This is a genomic window from Pseudactinotalea sp. HY160 (assembly GCF_009372055.1).
Lineage (GTDB): Bacteria > Actinomycetota > Actinomycetes > Actinomycetales > Beutenbergiaceae > HY158.
In genome coordinates this window covers 57,793-77,025 of sequence record NZ_WHMT01000009.1, presented here as the reverse complement: position 1 = coordinate 77,025, position 19,233 = coordinate 57,793, and the positions used below count along the sequence as shown (strand labels likewise).

Genomic DNA, 19,233 nt, shown 5'->3' with positions numbered 1-19,233 from the left:
CATGCCGCCCATACTAGCCCCTCTCCCCCACCACGTCAGCCCATCTCACATCGTGGATCACGATATCGCCCAATGGACAGCTCGGACCGTCTCGAGTAACCGCGGGTCACGCTCCGCCGGGGTCGGGCTCGCTCCGCCACGTGCACACGCACGCCTCGTTCCCCTCGGCGTCGGCGAGGACCCAGAACGAGGGCGCCGCCCCGCCGTCCACCAGCCTCCCCCCGGCCGCGAGCGCGGCGGCGACCCGGGCGCCGGCCTCGTCCTCGGGCACGTGCACGTCGAGGTGGACGCTGTTGCGCTCGGGGCGCGGGACGTCCATCTGTTGGAACCAGACGAGCGGGCGTAGGCCCAGCGGATCGACGAGATCCTCGGGGCGGCTCCCGGGCACGTACCCGAGCACCGCCTCCCAGAACGGGCGGACGGCGTCGAGGTCCATTGCGTCGATCGCGATCTCGAGCACCTTGAAGTCGGCCAGGCCCAGCGCGAGCTCCATCTCCTCGGCGATGGTCGTGATCGCCCGGGCCATCGCGACGTCCCGCTCGGTCACCGCGCCGACATCGTGGCTCGTGAGCGTGACGACCACCCGCGGATACGACAGCGCGACGTCGGGATGGTGGTTGTGCTCCTCGGCGACCTGCATGATCCGGCTGACGAACTCGACCCCGGTGATCATCGTGCCCGTGTGCACGACCGTGGCGAGCGTCGCCGGGAAGATCCGCCAGTCGGGAAGATCGGCGCCGTGGACGTCGGACGGCGAGAGATGTGGTGCCATCCCCCCACGATGCGCCGCACCCGCCGCTGCCGACAAGGGGCCCGCGCGATCATCCGCTGCCCGGACTCGAAGGGCGCCGCCGGTCAGCCCACCGCCGCCCCGAGCGATCCGCGCCGCTCGAGGGTCGGGGAGTCGAACTCCTCGTCGTCGACCTCCCGTCCGGCGATCCCCGCGAGGAGCGCGAGGGCGGCCCGCCGGCCGAGCGTGAAGGGATCCCGGCGCAGCGCGGCCAGCGTCGGGGTCGTCGCCTCGCACAGGGGCGTGTCCTCCCACGAGACGATGCTCAGGTCGCCGGGCACGTCGATCCCGCACTCCCCCGCCCGCCGCAGCACGCCGAGCGCGAGCTGATCGGAGTCGGCGACGATCGCACTCGGCCGCAGCGGCCACAGCCGGTCGAGGGCCCGCGCTCCCTGCTCGGGGCTGTAGTCCGTGCGGATCGCCGGCAGGTCCGAGAGCCCGGCGGCGTGCATGGCCCGGGCGTAGGCACGCACCCGCGAGCGGGTGTGCGTGAACGATTCCGGTCCGCTCACGTAGCCGATCCGGCGATGACCGAGGGCGAGCAGTTCGCACACCAGGTCGACCGTCGGCCCCTCGTCGTCGGCCCAGACGACGGGCAGCCTGCCGCCCCGGTGCTCACGGGCCCCCACGAGCACCGCCGGCAGCCCCAGGTCCACGAGCAGCCCCGGGCGCGGATCGTCGCTGCGCAGATCGACGACGACGGCGCCGTCCACCCGCTGCTGCGCCGTCCAGCGGCGGTAGATGACAGTCTCCGCCTCGAGGGAGTCGACCAGCTGGAACGTCAAGGTCACGTCCTGCGGCGAGAGCTCGGCCTGCAGGCCGGCGATGAACCGCAGGTAGAACGCGTCCCGCGACAGGTCGCCCGCCGGGCGGGCGAGCACGAGACCGACCGATCCGGTGCCCTGCCCGGAGAGCGCGCGGGCGGCGGCCGACGGCTCCCAGCCCCACTGCTCCGCAGCCGCGATGATGCGGGCGCGGGTCGCCTCGCTCACCCCGGGCTTGCCGTTGAGGGCGAAGGAGACGGCGGCCGGCGAGACCCCCAGGTGAGCCGCCAGCTCGTGAATGGTGATCCGGGCGGGACGCTCGCGCCGCCGGATGGAACCCGTGCTCATTCCGGCGAGCCTAGCCGCGATCCGCTCCGCGGGCGACCATCGAGACTCGCGAAGCCCTTGCGATTACACAACTTAACCGCGTAAGCTCGCACGCGTCAGCCGAGCTCCCCCGCTGTCGGCCGAGCTCACCACCTGCCGTCCCGCGCTGTTGCGTGACCGAAAGGAATGATCCGTGCGACCACGAACCACACTGAGATCGGCGATCGCCGCCGGTGCGTGTGCCCTCCTCCTGGCACCGGTCGGCGCCAGCGCCGCCACCGATGCCCCTGACGCCCTCGACGCCCCCGCTGCCACCGATGCCACGGCGGGGCCGACCATCGAGGACCCCGGATTCGAATCCGGGGCCTGGGGCGAGGCCACCCAGCACAATCACGCCTCCATCGTCGATCCCGGCGCGGACGGCTCCGGGCACGCCGCCCAGATCGGGCTGTCCTATACGGACTCCGAGACCCAGGTGCCCATCGGCTCCACCCTGCCCGTCCGCGGGGTCGCCGACCGGGGCATGGTGAACAAGACGGTCACCGGGATCGAACCGAACACCGTGTACGAGTTCTCGGTGGCGCTCAAGGGCACCGACATCCGCTGGGGCATCTTCGACACCGAGGCGAGCCTGTACTACCGGGGCCTGGCGGTCGGCGACGGCGGCGGCGAGTACGACGCCGGGATCACCACCCCCGGCGGGGGCACCGAATGGGCCACCTACACCTCGACGATCACGACCGGCCCGCGCACTCACGAGCTCAACGCCTTCTGCTTCATCGGCGGCCAGGGGCCCGCCTGGTGCGACGACTTCGCCGTGACGGCGATCGGCCCGGCGGCACAGCCCCAGGCCGCGCCCGAGACCTGGGACGTCCCGCCCATAGGCGACAACGGCTTCCCGGTGACCATTCCCGCCGTCCAGGAGTTCACCGGCTCGGGTGAGGCCTGGGCCGGCCCGCTCGAGCGGGTGGTCGTGAGCGAGGCGGACCGGGCGGCGATCGCCGACGAAACGCATCTGGGCGCCGCGAACCTCACCGAGGCCCTCGGCGGCGAGATCGAGCTCGACTACGGCACCGCCGGGGACACCCCCGCCGGGCAGGTCTTCGTCCGGCTCGGCGACGCAGGCGTCCCGGACGAGATCGCCGCCGGCGCCGACTCGCTGCTCGAGGAGGCCTACCGGATCGACATCTCGGCCGAGCGGATCACGATCACCGCGGGCGGCGAGGCCGGGGTGCTCTACGCCCTGAGCACGCTCACCCAGGCGCTGCTCAGCACCGGCGGCGACGACCTGCCCGCGGGCACCGTGACCGACTGGACCGACATGGAGATCCGCGCCCTCCAGGTCGACTCCGGACGCCGCTACTACTCGATCGACTGGCTGAAGAACCAGATCAAGGACCTCGCCTACACGCACATGAACACGATGGTCCTGCGCGTCAAGGACGGGCAGGGGCTGCGCGTCGAGAGCGACGTCTTCCCCGAGCTCGTCGACGACATGCCGGACGGCGGCCACTGGACCAAGGCCGAGATCGCCGACCTGGTCGCGTTCGCCGACCGGTTCCACGTGACGATCATCCCCGAGTTCGACATGCCGGCCCACGCGAGCCTCGACGCGAAGGTCTTCACCGAGCCCGGCTACACCCTCGGCGGGGAGGCATACAACTACGCCCGCGCCGACGTGCGCGAACGGCTCGAGCGGGTGGCCGTCGAGATGGGCGAGACGTTCGGCTCCCCCTACGTGCACGTCGGGGCCGACGAGTTCATGTCGATGGAGCAGCACGAGGCGCCGATCGAGTGGGTGCGAGAGCTCACCGGAGACGAGACCGCCACCGCGCGGGACGCCTACGTCGCCTTCCTCAACGGCGTGAACGCCGCGCTCGAGGAGAGCGGGCGCGGCATGGTCATGTGGAACGACATGCTCAACGGACAGAACCAGGTGGTCGAGCTCGACAAGGACGTGACCATCATCTTCTGGGCGAAGATCTACGGCTCGCTCAGCGCCTCGGAGCTCATCGCCGAGGGGTACCACGTCATCGGGTCGGCCTCCGATCTCTACCACGACCTGTGGCCGACCATGGGGACCGCGGACCAGACCTCGGGCGACTCCCGCAACGGCTCGGTCATCAACCGGCCGCTGCCGGAGTACGCGTGGACCCACTACTCGAACCCGTTCGTGTTCTCGAACGGCTGGGGCGCGCCGAGCGAGGTGGGCGAGGACCAGCACGGCATGGTGCGCGGCCAGTTCTTCCCGATCTGGGACGACTCCCACGGCTGGGCGCCCGAGCACGTGCTCACCCAGACGCTCCTGCCGCGGCTGCGCCTGTTCGCGCAGACGGTGTGGAACTCACCCCGACCGACCGACTCCTTCGCGGACTTCGATCCGTACCTGCGATTCCTCGGCCACGCTCCCTACTTCGAGGCCGCACAGGTGTGGCAGGTTCCCGAGGCCTCCGAGCCGGAGCCGGAGCCGACCGTGACGCCGGAGCCGGAGCCGACCGACCCGGAGCCCACGGAGTCGCCGGAGCCCACAGAGTCCACTGAGCCGACCGAGTCCACCGAGCCCACGGACGGCGCGAGTGATCCCGCCGGCCACACCGCGGGCTCGCCCGACTCCGACGGTACAGACGGGGCCGCGGGCCCGCTCCCCGATACGGGCTCCGCGCCCGCGGCCGCGGGGTTCGTCGCCGCTGCGCTCCTGGCGATCGGTGCCCTCGCCCTCGCCGTCCGGCGCCGCCGGCTGCAGGGCTGAGACCCGGACGCCCGGACACGCGATCGCGGTCGTGAATCTGCCGATTCACGACCGCGATCGCGTGTTCACTCCCATCCGGAGCGCGGGGTGGTCACCCTCAGGTGAGCACGGCCCCGTCGGAGGCGGAGCCGACGAGCTTGACGTACTTGCCGAGCACGCCGGAGGTGAACTTCGGCGGCAGCGGCTCCCAGCCCTCGCGGCGGGAGGCGAGCTCGGCGTCGTCCACAAGCAGGTCGAGGGTCTTGTTCGCCACGTCGAGGCGGATCTGATCGCCGTCGCGGACGAAGGCGATCGGGCCGCCGTCGACCGCCTCCGGGGCGACGTGCCCGACGCACAGGCCGGTCGTGCCGCCGGAGAACCGGCCGTCGGTGAGCAGCAGCACGCTCTTGCCGAGGCCGGCGCCCTTGATGGCGCCGGTGATCGCGAGCATCTCCCGCATGCCGGGGCCGCCCTTGGGGCCCTCGTAGCGGATGACCACGACGTCGCCGTCGGTGATCGTGCCGTCCTCGAGCGCGTCCATCGCCGCCCGCTCCCGGTCGAAGACCCGGGCCGTGCCGGTGAACACGTCGGTGTCGAAGCCCGCGGACTTGACCACGGCGCCGTCGAGGGCGAGCGAGCCGCGCAGGATCGTGATCCCGCCGCTGTGGTGGATCGGGTTGTCGAGGGCACGCAGGATCTGCCCGTCGGGGTCGGGCGGGTCGATGTGGGCGAGGTTCTCGGCGACGGTCTTGCCGGTCACCGTGAGGCAGTCCCCGTGCAGCAGTCCGGCGTCGAGGAGCGCCTTCATGACCACCGGGACGCCGCCGATGCGGTCGACGTCGTTCATGACGTACCGCCCGAACGGCTTGAGGTCGCCCAGGTGGGGCACCCGGCTCGCGACCCGGTCGAAGTCGGCCAACGTCAGGTCGACCTCGGCCTCGCGCGCGATGGCCAGCAGGTGCAGGACCGCGTTCGTCGAGCCGCCGAACGCCATGACGACGGCGATCGCGTTCTCGAACGCCTCCTTGGTCATGATCTGGCGGGCGGTGATGCCCAGCCGCAGCAGGTTGACGACCGCCTCGCCCGAGTCGCGCGCGTAGGAGTCGCGGCGGCGGTCGGCCGACGGCGGCGCGGCGCTGCCCGGCAGCGACATGCCCATCGCCTCGGCGACCGAGGCCATCGTGTTCGCGGTGTACATGCCGCCGCAGGCGCCCTCACCGGGGCAGATGGCCCGCTCGATCCTGTCGACGTCGGCCTCGCTCATGAGGCCGCGGGAGCAGGCGCCGACCGCCTCGAACGCGTCGATGATCGTCACCTCCTTCTCGGTGCCGTCCTCGAGCTTGACCCAGCCGGGCATGATCGATCCGGCGTAGAGGAAGACGCTCGCGAGGTCGAGCCGGGCGGCGGCCATGAGCATCCCGGGCAGGGACTTGTCGCAGCCCGCGAGCAGCACGGAGCCGTCGAGGCGCTCGGCCATCATGACGGTCTCGACCGAGTCGGCGATGACCTCCCGGGAGACGAGCGAGTAGTGCATGCCCTCGTGTCCCATGGAGATGCCGTCGGAGACGGAGATCGTGCCGAACTCGAGCGGGTACCCCCCGCCCGTGAACACGCCCTCCTTCGAGCCCTGGGCGAGCCGGTCGAGGGAGAGGTTGCAGGGGGTGATCTCGTTCCAGGAACTGGCGATGCCGATCTGGGGCTTGGCGAAGTCGTCATCGCCGAGTCCGACCGCGCGCAACATGCCGCGGGATGCAGTCGCCTCGATCCCGTCGGTCACCACGCGTGAACGAGGTTTGATATCGGGAGTTGAGGTCATGTCGGCAGTCTAGAACTCCCGCGCGAGTGACGAGCACCACCAGCCACGACCGGGACCATGGGCCCGATCCTGGGACCTGTGGCCCGAGCTGCGCCGGATGCCGGCGGGGAGGCTGGTGCCACCACCCGCCGGGTGGGCATCGGTACCGCACAGACCTCGGTTCAGGTCCCCTCACCCAGGAGGCGTCAGATGAGCTCCACCGCAGCCCCCAGCCCCCGCACATTCGTGCCCGTCGTCGGCATCACCTCGTTCGTCGCCGGGATCCTGTTCATCCTCGCCGGCGTCGGCACCTACGTCATGGTCTCCGGCCAGCTCGCGGACCAGCACATCACCGTGTCCGAGGATGCGTCCCTCCTCGCGGGGCGCACGGTCGCCGGCCCGTTCACGGCCTACGCCCAGGCCGACGTCATCAACGTCCACGCCCTCGCCTCGACCGACGGGCGCACGTACTCCGAGCTCGGCGAGTTGATCGGTCAGGCCGAGGAGGGCTCCGCCGAGGAGGCGGAGCTGCAGGCCCAGCGCGCCACGGTCATGAACGCCTCGTTCCTGCGGGCGTCGCTGTACACCTCGGTCGTGGCGTTCGGGGTGGCCGTGCTCGTCATCGGCATCGGCGTCGTGCTCGCGCTCTCCGGGCTCGCGATCCGCAGGCTCGCCCTCATGAACGACGCCCGCGCGGCCCAGGCGCAGGATCTGGCCGCGCGCCAGCTCGCCTGAGCCTCATTCGGCGCCGGCCCGGCCCGGCGTCAGCGCGCGCTCCAGGTGCCCGCCGGCCTCGTCCAGGAGGCGGCGGGCGGCCGCGTCGTCCACCCCCGCGAGCAGACACAGGATCGCCCGCTTGACCGAGCCGTCCGAGCCCGCGAGGGCCCGGGCGGCCCGGTCGTTGTCGACGCCCGTCACGGCGGCCACGGTGCGCACGGACCGGGCGCGCAGCTTCTCGTTCGTGGCCTGCAGGTCGACCATGACCCCCTCGTAGGTCTTGCCGAGGCGCACCATGACCAGGGTCGAGAGCATGTTGAGCACGAGCTTCTGGGCCGTGCCCGCCTTGAGACGGGTCGAGCCTCCGATGAACTCCGGCCCCGTGACCACCTCGATCGCGATGTCGGCGGCCGCGCCGGTCGCGGAGCCGGCGTTCGAGGCCACCGCGACCGTCAGCGCGCCGGCCGCGCGGGCAGCGGTCAGGCCCGCCACGACGTACGGCGTCCGCCCCGAGGCCGACAGCCCCACCACCGCGTCGTCGGCCCCGACCCCGAGGTCGGTCAGGGTGCGCGGGGCCGCGGTGACGTCGTCCTCGGCGTCCTCGACGGCCGAGCGGATCGCCGTATCGCCGCCGGCGATGAGCCCGACGACGACGCCCGGGTCCGTACCGAAGGTCGGCGGGATCTCGCTCGCGTCGAGCACCCCCATCCGCCCGGCCGTACCCGCACCGAGGTAGACGAGTCGCCCGCCGCGGGCCATCCGCTCACTGATCGCGTCGACGGCGGCGGCGATCGGGCCGCTCGCCGCCGCGAGCGCGTCCGGGATGCCCCGGCCGTCGTCGATCATCTCCGCCACGAGCTCGCCCGTCGCCCGCGTGGCGAGCTCCCCCCGGTCCGCGCGGGACTCCGTGGTCAGGGCGGCGAGGTCGCCGATGAGGTGCTCGAACCGGTCGGGTGCGGCTGGGTGGTCAGGCACGGTGGATCCGCCTCTCGTGGGGAAGGGTCGTGTGGGATGCGGCGAGCAGGGCGCCGTCGAGCGCGGTTCCGGCCGGGGACCGGGGCGTCAGGCCGGAATCGCGCAGGCCGGCTTCGAGGCGGGCAGCGAACCAGGGGGCGTCGGCCACTCCCCCGACGACGGCGACCGGGCAGCCGGGCTCGTCCGGTGCCGCCGCCCGGGCCGAGGCGCTCAGGTGGCCGACGGCGAGGTCGACGAGCCCGATCGCCGTCCGGTCGCCGTCCTCGGCGGCGGCGAGCACGAGCGGGGCGAACGTGGCGAGCCGCCGGGCTGGACTGTCGCCCTCGCCTCCCATCGACCAGCGGGGCAGGGCGGGCAATCCGCCGGGGACGGCCGCCGCCACGAGCCCGCTCACCGCGGTCGGCGGGGCGGCTCCCTGGGCCGCGCGCACCGCGGCCATGGCCCCCTGCCGGCCGAGCCAGCCGCCGGATCCCAGGTCGCCGATCTCCGGTCCGGCGCCGTCGACCACCCGCACCCGCCCCGTCGCCGCGACGCCGACCGCGGTCGCGCCGGTGCCGGCGATGAGCACGACCCCCGGTCCGCCGCCGAAGGCGCCGAGGTGGGCCGTGATCGCGTCCGAGGCGACGGCCACGGGGCACCGGAAGCGGCCCGCGAGCGCACGGGCGAGGTCGCTGCCCGACTCGGGTGCGGCGAGCACCCCGGCGGCCCCGACCGAGACGGCCGTCGGCGCCGAGACCTCGCGCAGACCCTCGTAGGCGCGCACGATGAGGTCGGCGATCCGCGCCGACGCCCCGGGGGCGGCGATCCCGAGGTCACCGTCCACCGTCGTCCCCACCGGTCTCGCTCCGGTCGGGGTGAGCAGCAGCCGGCACCGGGTCTTGCCCAGGTCGACGGCGAGCACCGTTGGGGTCATGGTCTGTCACCGTCTCCGATCAGGACGAGGGCCACCCCCGGCGGGCCCGAGGGTCAGTAAAGACCCTACAATAATCCGCCTCACTCGAAACTCATTTACATCGTCCCGAGATTCCCCGACCACGGCGAACCCGCGGGCCTAGGATGGCCGGATGAGCATCCAGGCCGAGATCGAAGCGAAGGCTCCGCGGCTCTCCCCGTCGCTGGCGCGGGTCGCCGCGGCGCTGCAGGAGGATCCGAGCCTCGCGCTCACCTCCACGATCACCGAGCTGGCCGAGGCCTGCAGCACGTCGGTGGCCTCGGTCGTGCGCTTCTGCCGCGCCATCGGCTTCTCCGGCTATGCCGAGCTGCGCGTCGGCCTCGCCCAGGAGCTGGGCAAGGAGTCCGCCCAGTACGCCGGGCGCGCCGGCTACGGCGGGGAGATCTCCGAGCGCGACACGCTGCCCGAACTGGCCGCCAAGATCAGCCTGCTCGAGATCCTCGCGATCCAGGAGACGATCGACACGCTCGACTACGAGGTGCTCGATCGCGTCGTCGACGCCCTCGACGCCGCGGATCGCATCCTCCTCTACGGCGTCGGCGCGAGCCAGCTCGTGGCCCAGGACCTCGGCCACAAGCTCCTGCGGATCGGCCGCAACGCGTTCGTGCCGAGCGACTCCCACGAGGCCCTCGCGATCGCCGTCCTCGCCCCGGACCGCACCGTCGCGGTCGGGTTCTCCAACCTCGGGGAGACGGCCGAGACCCTGCGCTTCCTCACGGCCGCGCACGAGGCCGGGGCCACGACCGCGGGGGTGACCTCGAGCCGCGGCGCCGCGATCACCGAACTCGCCGACCACTGCCTTTACACCGCCGTGCGCGAGACCCCGTTCCGGGCCGCGGCGATGGTCAGCCGGATGGCCCAGCTCGCGGTCGTCGACTGCCTCTTCGCGGGCGTGGCGCAGCGCCGCTACGGCCAGACCGTGGCGGCGCTGCGCAGCACCCGGGAGGCGACCCGCGGGCAGACTCAGGGGCCGGGCGGCTCCTGAACCGGGCGGATCCACGCGACCGCATCGACGACCCCGGGCGGGCACGACTCCTGCCAGGCGATCGCCCGCGCCGAGGCGAGCACGAACTCGGCGATGACCACGGGCCGGCCCCTGGGATCGGACCGCCGCCCGATCCCGATCAGGTGCTCCTCGGGCACGGCCGCACTGGCGCGCTCGCAGTCCTCGTCGCTCCAGGTGCCGGGAGTCTCTCCCCCTCGGCCCGGCTGCACCTGTTCAGTGCCGAGCCAACCGGCGCCCGGGACCGGCGCCGTCGACGCCGCCGAGATCGTCACCCCGTCCCAGACTCCCCGCACGAGGAACGGTCCGCCCACCGCGCTCACGCCGGGCAGGTGCAGGCGCGTGCGCATTGCGAACGGCACAGGCGACCCCGCCGGGGTCGGGCCGAGCGGGGCCAGGCCCCCGTCACCGTCGAGAATCCCGATCACCTGCACCGGCCGGCCAATCTCGATCGACTGGCTGCGCAGCGTCCTCATTCAGCACTCCAGGGATTGCTCACAGGCGCAGCCCCACGTGCCGGTTCACGTCCTTGTAGAGCAGGTAGCTGAAGGGGCCGGGCCCGCCGGCATAGGCGGCCTGCGGGCAGTAGGCGCGCAGCCACATGAAGTCGCCGGCCTCCACCTCGACCCAGTCCTTGTTGAGCAGGTAGACCGCCTTGCCCTCAAGCACGAACAGGCCGTGCTCCATCACGTGGGTCTCGGGGAACGTGATCGACGCCCCCGGCGAGAGCGTGACGATGTTCACGTGCATGTCGTGGCGCAGGTCGGCCGGGTTCACGAACCGCCGGGTGCGCCAGGCGCCGTCGGTACCCGCCATCTCGACCGGCTCGACGTCGGCCGCGTTCGTGACGAACGAGGCCGGCACCTCGATCCCGTCGACCTGCTCGTACGCCTTGCGGATCCAGTGGAAGCTCGCGACGGCGTCCGTGTGGTTGCGCAGGCTCCACTCCGCGCCGGGCGCGAGGAACGCGTATCCTCCCGAACCGAGCGTGTGGGCCGTGCCGTCGAGCGTCAGCTCCACCTCGCCGCCGACGACGAAGAGCACGCCCTCGGCACCGGCGTCCGGCTCGGGCCGGTCGCTGCCGCCGCCGGGGGCGACCTCGACGAGGTACTGCGCGAAGGTCTCCGCGAAGCCGCTCAGGGGCCGGGCGAGCACCCACAGCCGGGTGTCGTCCCAGTGCGGCAGGAGGCTGGCGGTGATGTCGCTCATCGTGCGCGCGGGCAGCACGGCGTACGCCTCGGTGAAGACGGCGCGGTCCGTGGTCAGCGCCGTCTGGGGCGGCAGTCCGCCCTGGGGAACGTGGTAGGTCATGCCTGTCCTCTCCAGATCAGTTCACCGGCCGGTGCGTCGAAGTCGATGTCTGCCCCGGCCAGCAGGGTGCGGCGCACGACGCCCGAGAGCGTCTTGCCGTCGTAGGGGGTGATGGGGTTCTTGTGCTCGAGCTGATCCGCATGGACGACGAAGGTCGCCTCGGGCGCGAAGATCGCCAGGTCGGCGTCGAGGCCGATGTCGATCGCGCCCTTGGTCGGCAGCTGCGCGAACGCGGCGGTGCGGGTGGACATCCAGCCGATCACCTGCTCGAGCGAGATGCCGCGGGCCTTCGCCGCGGTCCAGATCGCGGGCAGGCTCACCTGGATGGAGGCGATGCCGCCCCAGGCCGTGCCGAAGTCGCCGGTGTCCAGGTTCTTCAGCTCGAGGGTCGAGGGGGAGTGATCCGTGACGATGATGTCGATCGTGCCGTCGAGCAGGCCCTGCCAGAGCGCGTCCTGGTTGGCGGACTCGCGGATCGGCGGCGCGCACTTGAACGCCGTGTTCCCGTCGGGAACCTGCGCCGAGGACAGCGTGAGGTAGTGGGGGCAGGTCTCGGCCGTGATGCGGACCCCGTCGCGCTTCGCGGAGGCGATCATCGGCAGCGCGTCCGAGGAGGAGACGTGCACGATGTGCGCCTTCGCCCCCGCCCACTTGGCCCGCGCGATCACCTCGGCGATCGCCAGGTTCTCCGCGCTGCGGGGGCGGGAGGCGAGGTAGCCGTCGTAGGCGTCGCCGCTGGCCGCAGGCGCCGCGTCGAGCGTGCGCTCGTCCTCGGCGTGCACGATCATCTGCCCGTCGAACGTGGCCAGCTCCCGCAGATCGGCCTCGAGTTCGTCGAGGCTCAGGGGCGGGAACTCGTCCACGCCGGAGGGCTGCATGAAGCACTTGACGCCCACGACGCCCGCCTCGTGCAGCGGACGCAGGTCGGCGGTGTTCCCCGGCACGGCCCCGCCCCAGAAGCCGACGTGCACGTGCCGCTTGCCCTCGGTCGCGGCGACCTTCGCCTCGAGGCCGGCCACGCTGGTCGTCGGCGGGATGGAGTTGAGGGGCATGTCGATGATCGTCGTGATCCCGCCCCTGGCCGCGGCCCGGGTGGCGGAGTCGAAGCCCTCCCAGTCGGTGCGACCCGGTTCGTTCACGTGGACGTGGGTGTCCACGAGCCCCGGGATGAGTACCTCGTCGGCGGCGAGTTCGATGATGTCGTCCGCCTCGAGGCCCGTGCCGAGCGGCGCCGTCGCCACGATCTTGCCGGCGGTGACGGCCACCTCCCGTGGCCTGAATCCCGCGGCGCTCAGGACCCGCTCACCGCGGATGACCCGGTCATACGTCATGATTCCTCCTCGAGATGATCGGCCGCCACCCGGCGACCCAAGAGTTCCAACAGCCGGCCGGCCTCACGCATGCAGACCTCCGGATCGGGTTCGATGTCGAGCAGTGCGTACCTGCCGGCGATGCCCGCCGCCCGCAGCTGCTCCTCCGTCAGGGTCGAGCGTCCGGCCACCGCCACGGTGATCGCGCCCGCCGCGGTCGCCGCCCGGGCCACCCCCACGGGCGTCTTGCCCGAGAGGGACTGCTCGTCCAGGCTGCCCTCGCCGGTGATCACGAGGGCCGCTCCGGCCACCTTCGCGGCGAAGCCGGTCAGCTCGAGCACGACGTCGATGCCGGACTCGCGGTGGGCGCCGAGGACGGCGAGGGCGGCGTAGCCGACCCCGCCGGCGGCCCCGGCACCGGGCTGGTCGATCCCGCGCTCCGCGCCCTCGAGGCCGGCCCCGGCGAGCACCCGGGCCCACCGGGCGAGGGCCTCGTCGAGCTCGGCCACGGTGTCCGGGCTCGCCCCCTTCTGCGGTCCGTAGACCGCCGCGGCGCCGGCCGGCCCCAGCAGCGGGTTGTCGACGTCCGCGGCGAGCACGAACTCCACGTCGCCGATACGGGGGTGCAGCCCGGCCAGGTCGACGCTCGCGAGCGAGGCGAGCGCCGCACCGCCGTCCTCGATCTCCTCGCCCGTGGCGCCGAGCAGGCGCGCGCCCAGGGCGGCGATCATCCCCGCGCCCCCGTCGGTGGAGGCGCTGCCGCCGACGCCGAGGACGATCCGGCGGGCGCCGGCGTCGAGGGCGTGGGCGACGAGCTCCCCGGTGCCGCGGGAGGTGGCGGCGCGGGCGTGGGCGTCGGTGGCGCCGGTCATGGCGAGCCCGGAGGCGAGCGCCATCTCGACCACGGCCGTCCCGGATCCCTCGTCGAGGGCGTAGTCGGCCCGCACGCGGGTTCCGAGCGGGCCGGTCACCTCGAGGGTCACGGGGGTGAACCCGGCGGCGAGGGCGGCGTCGACCGTTCCCTCGCCGCCGTCGGCCATCGGCACCGATCGGATCTCGACGGCGGCGCCACCGTCCGCTGCGAGCGCCGCTTCGATTCCCCGGGCGAGGTGATCGGCCACCTGCGCCGCGGTGAGTGAACCCTTGAACTTGTCGGGGGCGATGACCACGGTTGTCATGGCACTAGTCAAGCAGAGCGAGCGCGGTGGGGGCGTCGTCGGGGGAGATCGCCAGCGCCTCGAACTCGTTCACGCCGTCGAGCTCGGCCGCGCCCATCGCGATGTTGGTCACCCGCTCGAGGATGACCTCGACCACCACCGGCACCCGGAACTCCGCGGCCATGGCCTCGGCCTTCGAGAACGACTCGAGCAGGTCCTCCGGGTCGGTCACGCGGATCGCCTTGCAGCCGAGGCCCTCGGCGACCTTGACGTGGTCGACGCCGTAGCCCTCGGTCTGCGGGGAGTTGAGGTTCTCGAAGCCGAGCTGCACGTGATAGTCCATGTCGAACGCGCGCTGCGACTGGCGGATGAGGCCGAGGTAGGAGTTGTTCACCACGACGTGCACGTAGGGGATGTTGTGCTGGGCCCCCACCGCGAGCTCCTCGATCATGAACTGGAAGTCGTAGTCGCCGCTGAGCGCCACGACCTGCTCCTCGGGGGCCGCGGTGGCGACCCCGAGCGCGGCCGGGCCGGTCCAGCCGAGCGGGCCGGCCTGGCCCGCGTTGATCCAGCGCCGCGGCTCGTACACGTGCAGGAACTGCCCGCCGGCGATCTGCGAGAGCCCGATCGTGGTCACGTAGCGGGTGCTGCGGCCGAACGCCCTGTTCATCTCCTCGTACACCCGCTGCGGCTTGATCGGCACCTCGGTGAAGTGCGTCTTGCGCAGCATCGTGCGCTTGCGCTCGACGCAGTCGGCCACCCACCCGGAGTAGTCCGGAAGCGTGCCCGCCGCCTTGCGCTCGGTGGCGACGGCGATGAACTGATCCAGGGCCGCCCCGGCATCAGAGCTGATGCCGAAGTCGGGGGCGAACACGCGCCCGATCTGGGTGGGCTCGACGTCGACGTGGATGAAGGTGCGGCCCCGCCGGTAGGACTCGACGTTGCCGGTGTGGCGGTTCGCCCACCGGTTGCCGATCCCGAGCACGAAGTCCGATTCGAGCAGGGTCGCGTTGCCGTAGCGGTGCGCGGTCTGCAGGCCGACCATCCCGACCATGAGCTCGTGGTCGTCGGGGATGACGCCCCAGCCCATGAGGGTGGGGATGACCGGCACGCCCACGAGCTCGGCGAAGGCGACGAGCTTCTCCTCGGCCGCCGAGTTGAGGATCCCGCCGCCGGCGATGATCACCGGCCGCTCGGAGGCGAGCAGCATGTCGATCGCCTTGTCGGCCTGGGCCCGGGTCGCGGCCGGCTTGTACACCGGCAACGGCTCGTAGGTGTCGATGTCGAACTCGATCTCGGTCAGCTGCACGTCGATCGGCAGATCGATGAGCACCGGCCCCGGCCGGCCGGAGCGCATGAGGTGGAAGGCCTGGGCGAAGACCTGCGGCACCTGGCCCGCCTCGAGCACGGTCTTGGCCATCTTCGTCACCGGAGCGGCGATCGCGGCGATGTCGACCGCCTGGAAGTCCTCCTTGTCGAGCTTGGCCACGGGCGCCTGGCCCGTGATGCACAGCATCGGGATCGAGTCCGCCGCCGCCGCGTACAGGCCGGTGATCATGTCGGTGCCCGCCGGGCCCGACGTGCCGATGCACACGCCGATGTTGCCCGGCGTCGTCCGCGAATAGCCGTCGGCCATGTGTGAGGCCGCCTCGACGTGCCGGGCGAGCACGTGCCGGATTCCGCCATGGTCCTTCATCGCGGAATACAACGGGTTGATCGCCGCGCCGGGCAGACCGAACGCCTGCGTCGCGCCTTCCTTCGCCAAAATGGCCACTGCGGCATCCACCGCACGCATCCGTGCCATATCGGGCCTCCTTCTCAGATTCTCGCGGCCGTGGGCCGCTGGTCGTGGGGACGGCGCAGCGCGCCCTCCGGGGTGATCGTCGGCTCAGTCCTCGCGGCCCGAGAGCCGCTGGGTCGTGCGGAACAGGCCCGAGTGGTCGAGCCCGCCGTCGCCCATGGCCCGGGCGGCGCCCATGAGCTGGGCGATGAGCGCTCCGACCGGCACGCTCACGCCCGCCTCGCGGGCGGCCGAGGTGACGATGCCCATGTCCTTGTGGTGCAGGTCGATGCGGAAGCCCGGGGCGAAGTCGCGGTCGAGGATCTTCTGCGCCTTCTGGTTGAGCACGGCCGAGCCGGCCAGGCCGCCGCCGAGCACCTGGACGGCCGCGGGCATGTCCACGCCGTAGGCCTCGAGGAACACGACGGCCTCGCTCAGCGCCTGGATGTTCGTGGCCACGATGAGCTGGTTCGCCGCCTTGACCGTCTGGCCGGAGCCGGCGGGACCGACGTGCACGATCGTCTTGCCCACGGCGTCGAAGACCGGCTGGGCCTCGGCGAAGTCCGCCGCGTCCCCGCCGACCATGATCGAGAGCAGGGCGTTGATCGCCCCGGGCTCGCCGCCGGAGACGGGCGCGTCGAGCATCCGGAAGCCGCGCTCGGTCGCCTCGGCGGCGAGTTCCTGGGCCACGTCCGGGCGGATCGAGGAGAAGTCGATGATGAGCGCGCCGGGCTTCGCGTGGTCGAAGACGCCGTCCGTCTCGTCGCGGAGCACGCCGGCCACGTCGGCCGAGTCGGGCACCATGATGGCGATGACGTCGGCGTCGGCGACGGCCGCCGCGGCCGTATCGGCGCCCGCGCCCCCGGCGGCGACGAGGTCGTCGTAGCGCGGGGTGCGGTTGTGGCCGGTGACGGAGAAGCCGGCGTTCTGCAGGTTGAGGGCCATCGGGGCACCCATGATGCCGAGGCCGATGAAGGCGATGTTGGTCATGGCGGAGTCCTTTCGGTCAGTCGGTCAGTTGGAGGCGGAGCGTCGGGCTCGGGGAAGCCAGGCGAAGGGGTCGGCGGCGGACTGCTCGGTGGCGGGCTTGTACTCGAGCCCGATCCAACCGTCGTAACCGCCCGCGGCGAGGTCCTCGACCCAGCGCGCGATGGGCAGGTCGCCGGTTCCCGGCTGGTCGCGGCCGGGGGCGTCGGCGATCTGCACGTGGGCGATGCGGTCGGCGTAGGCGGCCCGCGCGGCGTCGACGTCGTCGCCGTTGACGCTCAGGTGGAACACGTCGAACAGGAGGCCGATGTTCTCCTCGCCCGCGCGGTCGATCGCGGCGATCGCGTCCGCGGAGGTCTTGAGCGGGTACGCCGGGGTGCCCGAGACGGGTTCGACGAGCACGGTGCCCCCGATCCGGGCGACGGCGCGGGCGGCCAGGGCGAGGTTCTCGGCGGCGAGGTCGTCCTGGGCCGCGGGCGTGGAGTCCTCGACGCGGTTGCCGTAGAGGGCGTTGAAGCCCGTGCAACCGGTGGCCTCACCGATCCGGGTGACCACGTCGAGGTTGTCGCGGAACTCGCCGGAGCGGGCGGGCCAGGAGACGAGGCCGCGGTCGCCGCCGGGCATGTTCCCCGCGTTGAAGTTCAGGCCCGTCAGCTGCACGCCGGCGTCGGTGATCGTGCGCACGAACGCATCCACCTCATCCTGGGCCGGCGTCGAGGTGGCGAACGGCCACCAGAACTCCACCCCGTCGAAGCCCGCGGCCTTGGCCGCGGCCGGCCGCTCGGCCAGGGGAAGGTCGGTCAACAAGATGGAACAGTTCACGCTGTAGCGGGTCGCAGTCACACGTTCTCCTCGGGTCGGCTGTGCATCCGACGGGCGGCAGCGCCACCTCGGCGTGGCCGGCCCGTCGACTCCTCCGCATCGGTGTCTCACAGTTTTCATAATGCGGAAGTTCAGTTCTGTTATGTGAAAGACTAGCCCAGTCCGGATCCGGGAGTCAAGGTGCTTCGAGGGAGTCACGGTGCGTCGAGGATGACTCGCCCCCGATGTGCATCCCCGTGTGCATCCCCGGCGCCCCGGCCGGAATGTCATAGTGAGAGACCAGCGGGAGACACGAGGAGCACCACGGCGGCCGCAGCACCGAGGAGAAGGCCATGGGCGACGAGATCAGCAGCAGGACGTTCACGCGGGAACAGCGGCTGCAGTACCGGGCCAAGGTGCGGCGCTGCCTCGACGTCTTCGGGCAGATGCTCGCCCACCACAGCTTCGAGACGGGGCCCGCCCGGACCGGGCTGGAGATCGAGCTCAACCTCGTCGACGACCGGCTCGAGCCCGCGATGAAGAACGCCCAGGTGCTTGAGGCGATCGCCGACCCGGCCTTCCAGACCGAACTGGCCCGCTACAACATCGAGCTCAATGTTCCGCCGCAGCCGCTGCCGGGAGATTCGGTGCTCCGGCTCGAGCAGGAGCTGCGGGCCGCCCTCGACCACGCCGACCTGCGCGCCCACTCCCGCGGCGCCGCGATCGCCATGATCGGGATCCTGCCGACGCTCGCGCCGGAGCACCTGACCGAGGACTGGATGAGCGCCAACCCCCGGTACGCGGCACTCGAGGAGGCGGTCTTCGCGGCGCGCCGGGAGGACATCGAGCTCGACATCGCCGGTCCGGAGCCGCTGCGGATGTACACCTCGACCCTCGCACCGGAATCGGCGTGCACGTCGGTGCAACTGCACCTGCAGGTCTCCCCCGCCGAGTTCGCGCCCGCCTGGAACGCCGCCCAGCTGCTCGCGGGCCCGCAGCTCGCGCTCGGGGCGAACTCCCCGTTCCTGTTCGGACGACGCCTCTGGGCCGAGACCCGCACCGAGCTGTTCCTCCAGGCCACCGACACCCGCTCCCCCGAGCTGCGCAACCAGGGCGTGCGCCCGCCCGTCTTCTTCGGTGAATCGTGGATCACCTCGATCTTCGACCTGTTCGAGGAGAACGTGCGCTACTTCCCCGCACTCCTGCCGGAGACGACCGCGGAGGATCCCGAGGCGGAGCTCGCGGCCGGGCGGGCCCCGCGGCTGCAGGAGCTGCGGCTGCACAACGGCACGATCTACCGCTGGAACAGGCCGATCTACGACGTCGTCGATGGCCGGCCGCACCTGCGGGTCGAGAACCGGGTGCTGCCGGCGGGCCCGACGGTCGTCGACATCCTCGCCAACGCCGCCTTCTACTACGGCTGCATGGAGATGCTCGCGACCGAGGAGCGGCCGACCTGGACCCGGATGTCGTTCTCCGCGGCCGCCGCGAACTTCGCCGCCGGGGCCGAACGCGGCGTCGAGGCCACGCTGTACTGGCCCGGATTCGGCGAGGCCCCGTGGGACGAGCTCATCCTGCGCCACCTCCTGCCGCTGGCCGCCGAGGGGCTGGGGCGCCTCCGGGTCTCCGGCTCGGTCGTCGACCGCTACCTCGGCGTCGTCGAGGCGCGCTGCAAGCTGCGCCGCAACGGCGCCTCCTGGCAGGTCGCCACGGTCACGGCCCTGGAGGAGCGCGGCATCTCCCGCCCGGAGGCCCTGCGGGAGATGCTCGCGCTCTACATGGCGGGCATGCACTCGAACGAGCCGGTGCACACGTGGGAGGTCCCCGCCCGCTGAC

Annotated in this window: 16 protein-coding genes; 4 read left to right on the top strand and 12 right to left on the bottom strand. The window is 72.2% G+C overall.

Annotated elements, in window-relative coordinates; genetic code table 11:
• Positions 1-106: 106 nt before the first annotated feature.
• Complete coding sequence (locus tag GCG21_RS10160) at positions 107-772, bottom strand: VOC family protein (protein ID WP_152909580.1); 666 nt, start codon at positions 770-772, stop codon at positions 107-109.
• An 83-nt stretch (positions 773-855) separates the two neighbouring features.
• Complete coding sequence (locus GCG21_RS10155; RefSeq protein ID WP_152909579.1) at positions 856-1,902, bottom strand: LacI family DNA-binding transcriptional regulator; 1,047 nt, start codon at positions 1,900-1,902, stop codon at positions 856-858.
• A 172-nt stretch (positions 1,903-2,074) separates the two neighbouring features.
• Between GCG21_RS10155 and GCG21_RS10150 the strand changes: the two genes are divergently transcribed.
• Positions 2,075-4,630, top strand: a complete 2,556-nt coding sequence (locus GCG21_RS10150) for a family 20 glycosylhydrolase (protein ID WP_152909578.1) — start codon at positions 2,075-2,077, stop codon at positions 4,628-4,630.
• Positions 4,631-4,727: 97 nt separating this feature from the next.
• On the opposite strand, the gene ilvD is transcribed toward GCG21_RS10150, so the two are convergent.
• Complete coding sequence (gene ilvD, locus GCG21_RS10145) at positions 4,728-6,425, bottom strand: dihydroxy-acid dehydratase (protein ID WP_152909577.1); 1,698 nt, start codon at positions 6,423-6,425, stop codon at positions 4,728-4,730.
• 189 nt (positions 6,426-6,614) lie between these two features.
• Here ilvD and GCG21_RS10140 point away from each other — a divergent pair, with 189 nt between their 5' ends.
• Complete coding sequence (locus GCG21_RS10140) at positions 6,615-7,139, top strand: aromatic ring-opening dioxygenase LigA (protein WP_152909576.1); 525 nt, start codon at positions 6,615-6,617, stop codon at positions 7,137-7,139.
• 3 nt (positions 7,140-7,142) lie between these two features.
• Here the strand turns inward: GCG21_RS10140 and murQ are convergent, their stop codons facing one another.
• Both murQ and GCG21_RS10130 read right to left on the bottom strand, forming a co-directional pair.
• The gene (murQ, locus tag GCG21_RS10135; RefSeq protein WP_194928830.1) at positions 7,143-8,096 is read right to left on the bottom strand and encodes an N-acetylmuramic acid 6-phosphate etherase; all 954 of its coding nucleotides are present in this window, start codon (positions 8,094-8,096) and stop codon (positions 7,143-7,145) included.
• Positions 8,089-9,009 carry an N-acetylglucosamine kinase gene (locus GCG21_RS10130; protein WP_152909575.1) on the bottom strand — a complete coding sequence of 307 codons (921 nt, stop codon included), beginning with the start codon at positions 9,007-9,009 and terminating at the stop codon, positions 8,089-8,091. Before GCG21_RS10130 ends, murQ begins: the two co-directional genes overlap by 8 nt.
• Positions 9,010-9,160: 151 nt before the next feature.
• On the opposite strand from GCG21_RS10130, the gene GCG21_RS10125 reads away from it, so the two are divergent.
• Complete coding sequence (locus GCG21_RS10125) at positions 9,161-10,033, top strand: MurR/RpiR family transcriptional regulator (RefSeq protein WP_152909574.1); 873 nt, start codon at positions 9,161-9,163, stop codon at positions 10,031-10,033.
• On the opposite strand, the gene GCG21_RS10120 is transcribed toward GCG21_RS10125, so the two are convergent.
• From GCG21_RS10120 to GCG21_RS10090, 7 genes are all read right to left on the bottom strand, one after another.
• Positions 10,012-10,527, bottom strand: a complete 516-nt coding sequence (locus tag GCG21_RS10120; RefSeq protein ID WP_152909573.1) for a hypothetical protein — start codon at positions 10,525-10,527, stop codon at positions 10,012-10,014. The genes GCG21_RS10125 and GCG21_RS10120 overlap by 22 nt on opposite strands.
• A gap of 19 nt (positions 10,528-10,546) precedes the next feature.
• On the bottom strand, positions 10,547-11,362 hold the full coding sequence (locus GCG21_RS10115; RefSeq protein WP_152909572.1) for a bifunctional allantoicase/(S)-ureidoglycine aminohydrolase: 816 nt from the start codon (positions 11,360-11,362) through the stop codon (positions 10,547-10,549).
• The gene (allB, locus tag GCG21_RS10110; RefSeq protein WP_152909571.1) at positions 11,359-12,693 is read right to left on the bottom strand and encodes an allantoinase AllB; all 1,335 of its coding nucleotides are present in this window, start codon (positions 12,691-12,693) and stop codon (positions 11,359-11,361) included. The genes GCG21_RS10115 and allB overlap by 4 nt, the downstream gene beginning before the upstream one ends.
• Complete coding sequence (locus GCG21_RS10105) at positions 12,690-13,850, bottom strand: glycerate kinase (RefSeq protein ID WP_152909570.1); 1,161 nt, start codon at positions 13,848-13,850, stop codon at positions 12,690-12,692. The genes allB and GCG21_RS10105 overlap by 4 nt, the downstream gene beginning before the upstream one ends.
• A 4-nt stretch (positions 13,851-13,854) precedes the next feature.
• Complete coding sequence (gene gcl / locus GCG21_RS10100; RefSeq protein ID WP_152909569.1) at positions 13,855-15,633, bottom strand: glyoxylate carboligase; 1,779 nt, start codon at positions 15,631-15,633, stop codon at positions 13,855-13,857.
• 84 nt (positions 15,634-15,717) lie between these two features.
• Positions 15,718-16,599 carry a 2-hydroxy-3-oxopropionate reductase gene (locus tag GCG21_RS10095; RefSeq protein WP_152909568.1) on the bottom strand — a complete coding sequence of 294 codons (882 nt, stop codon included), beginning with the start codon at positions 16,597-16,599 and terminating at the stop codon, positions 15,718-15,720.
• 24 nt (positions 16,600-16,623) lie between these two features.
• Positions 16,624-17,439, bottom strand: coding sequence for a TIM barrel protein (locus GCG21_RS10090; protein ID WP_370517438.1), 816 nt, complete (start codon positions 17,437-17,439; stop codon positions 16,624-16,626).
• 311 nt (positions 17,440-17,750) lie between these two features.
• Between GCG21_RS10090 and GCG21_RS10085 the strand changes: the two genes are divergently transcribed.
• Complete coding sequence (locus GCG21_RS10085) at positions 17,751-19,232, top strand: glutamate-cysteine ligase family protein (RefSeq protein WP_152909566.1); 1,482 nt, start codon at positions 17,751-17,753, stop codon at positions 19,230-19,232.
• The last annotated feature ends 1 nt before the right edge of the window (position 19,233 follow it).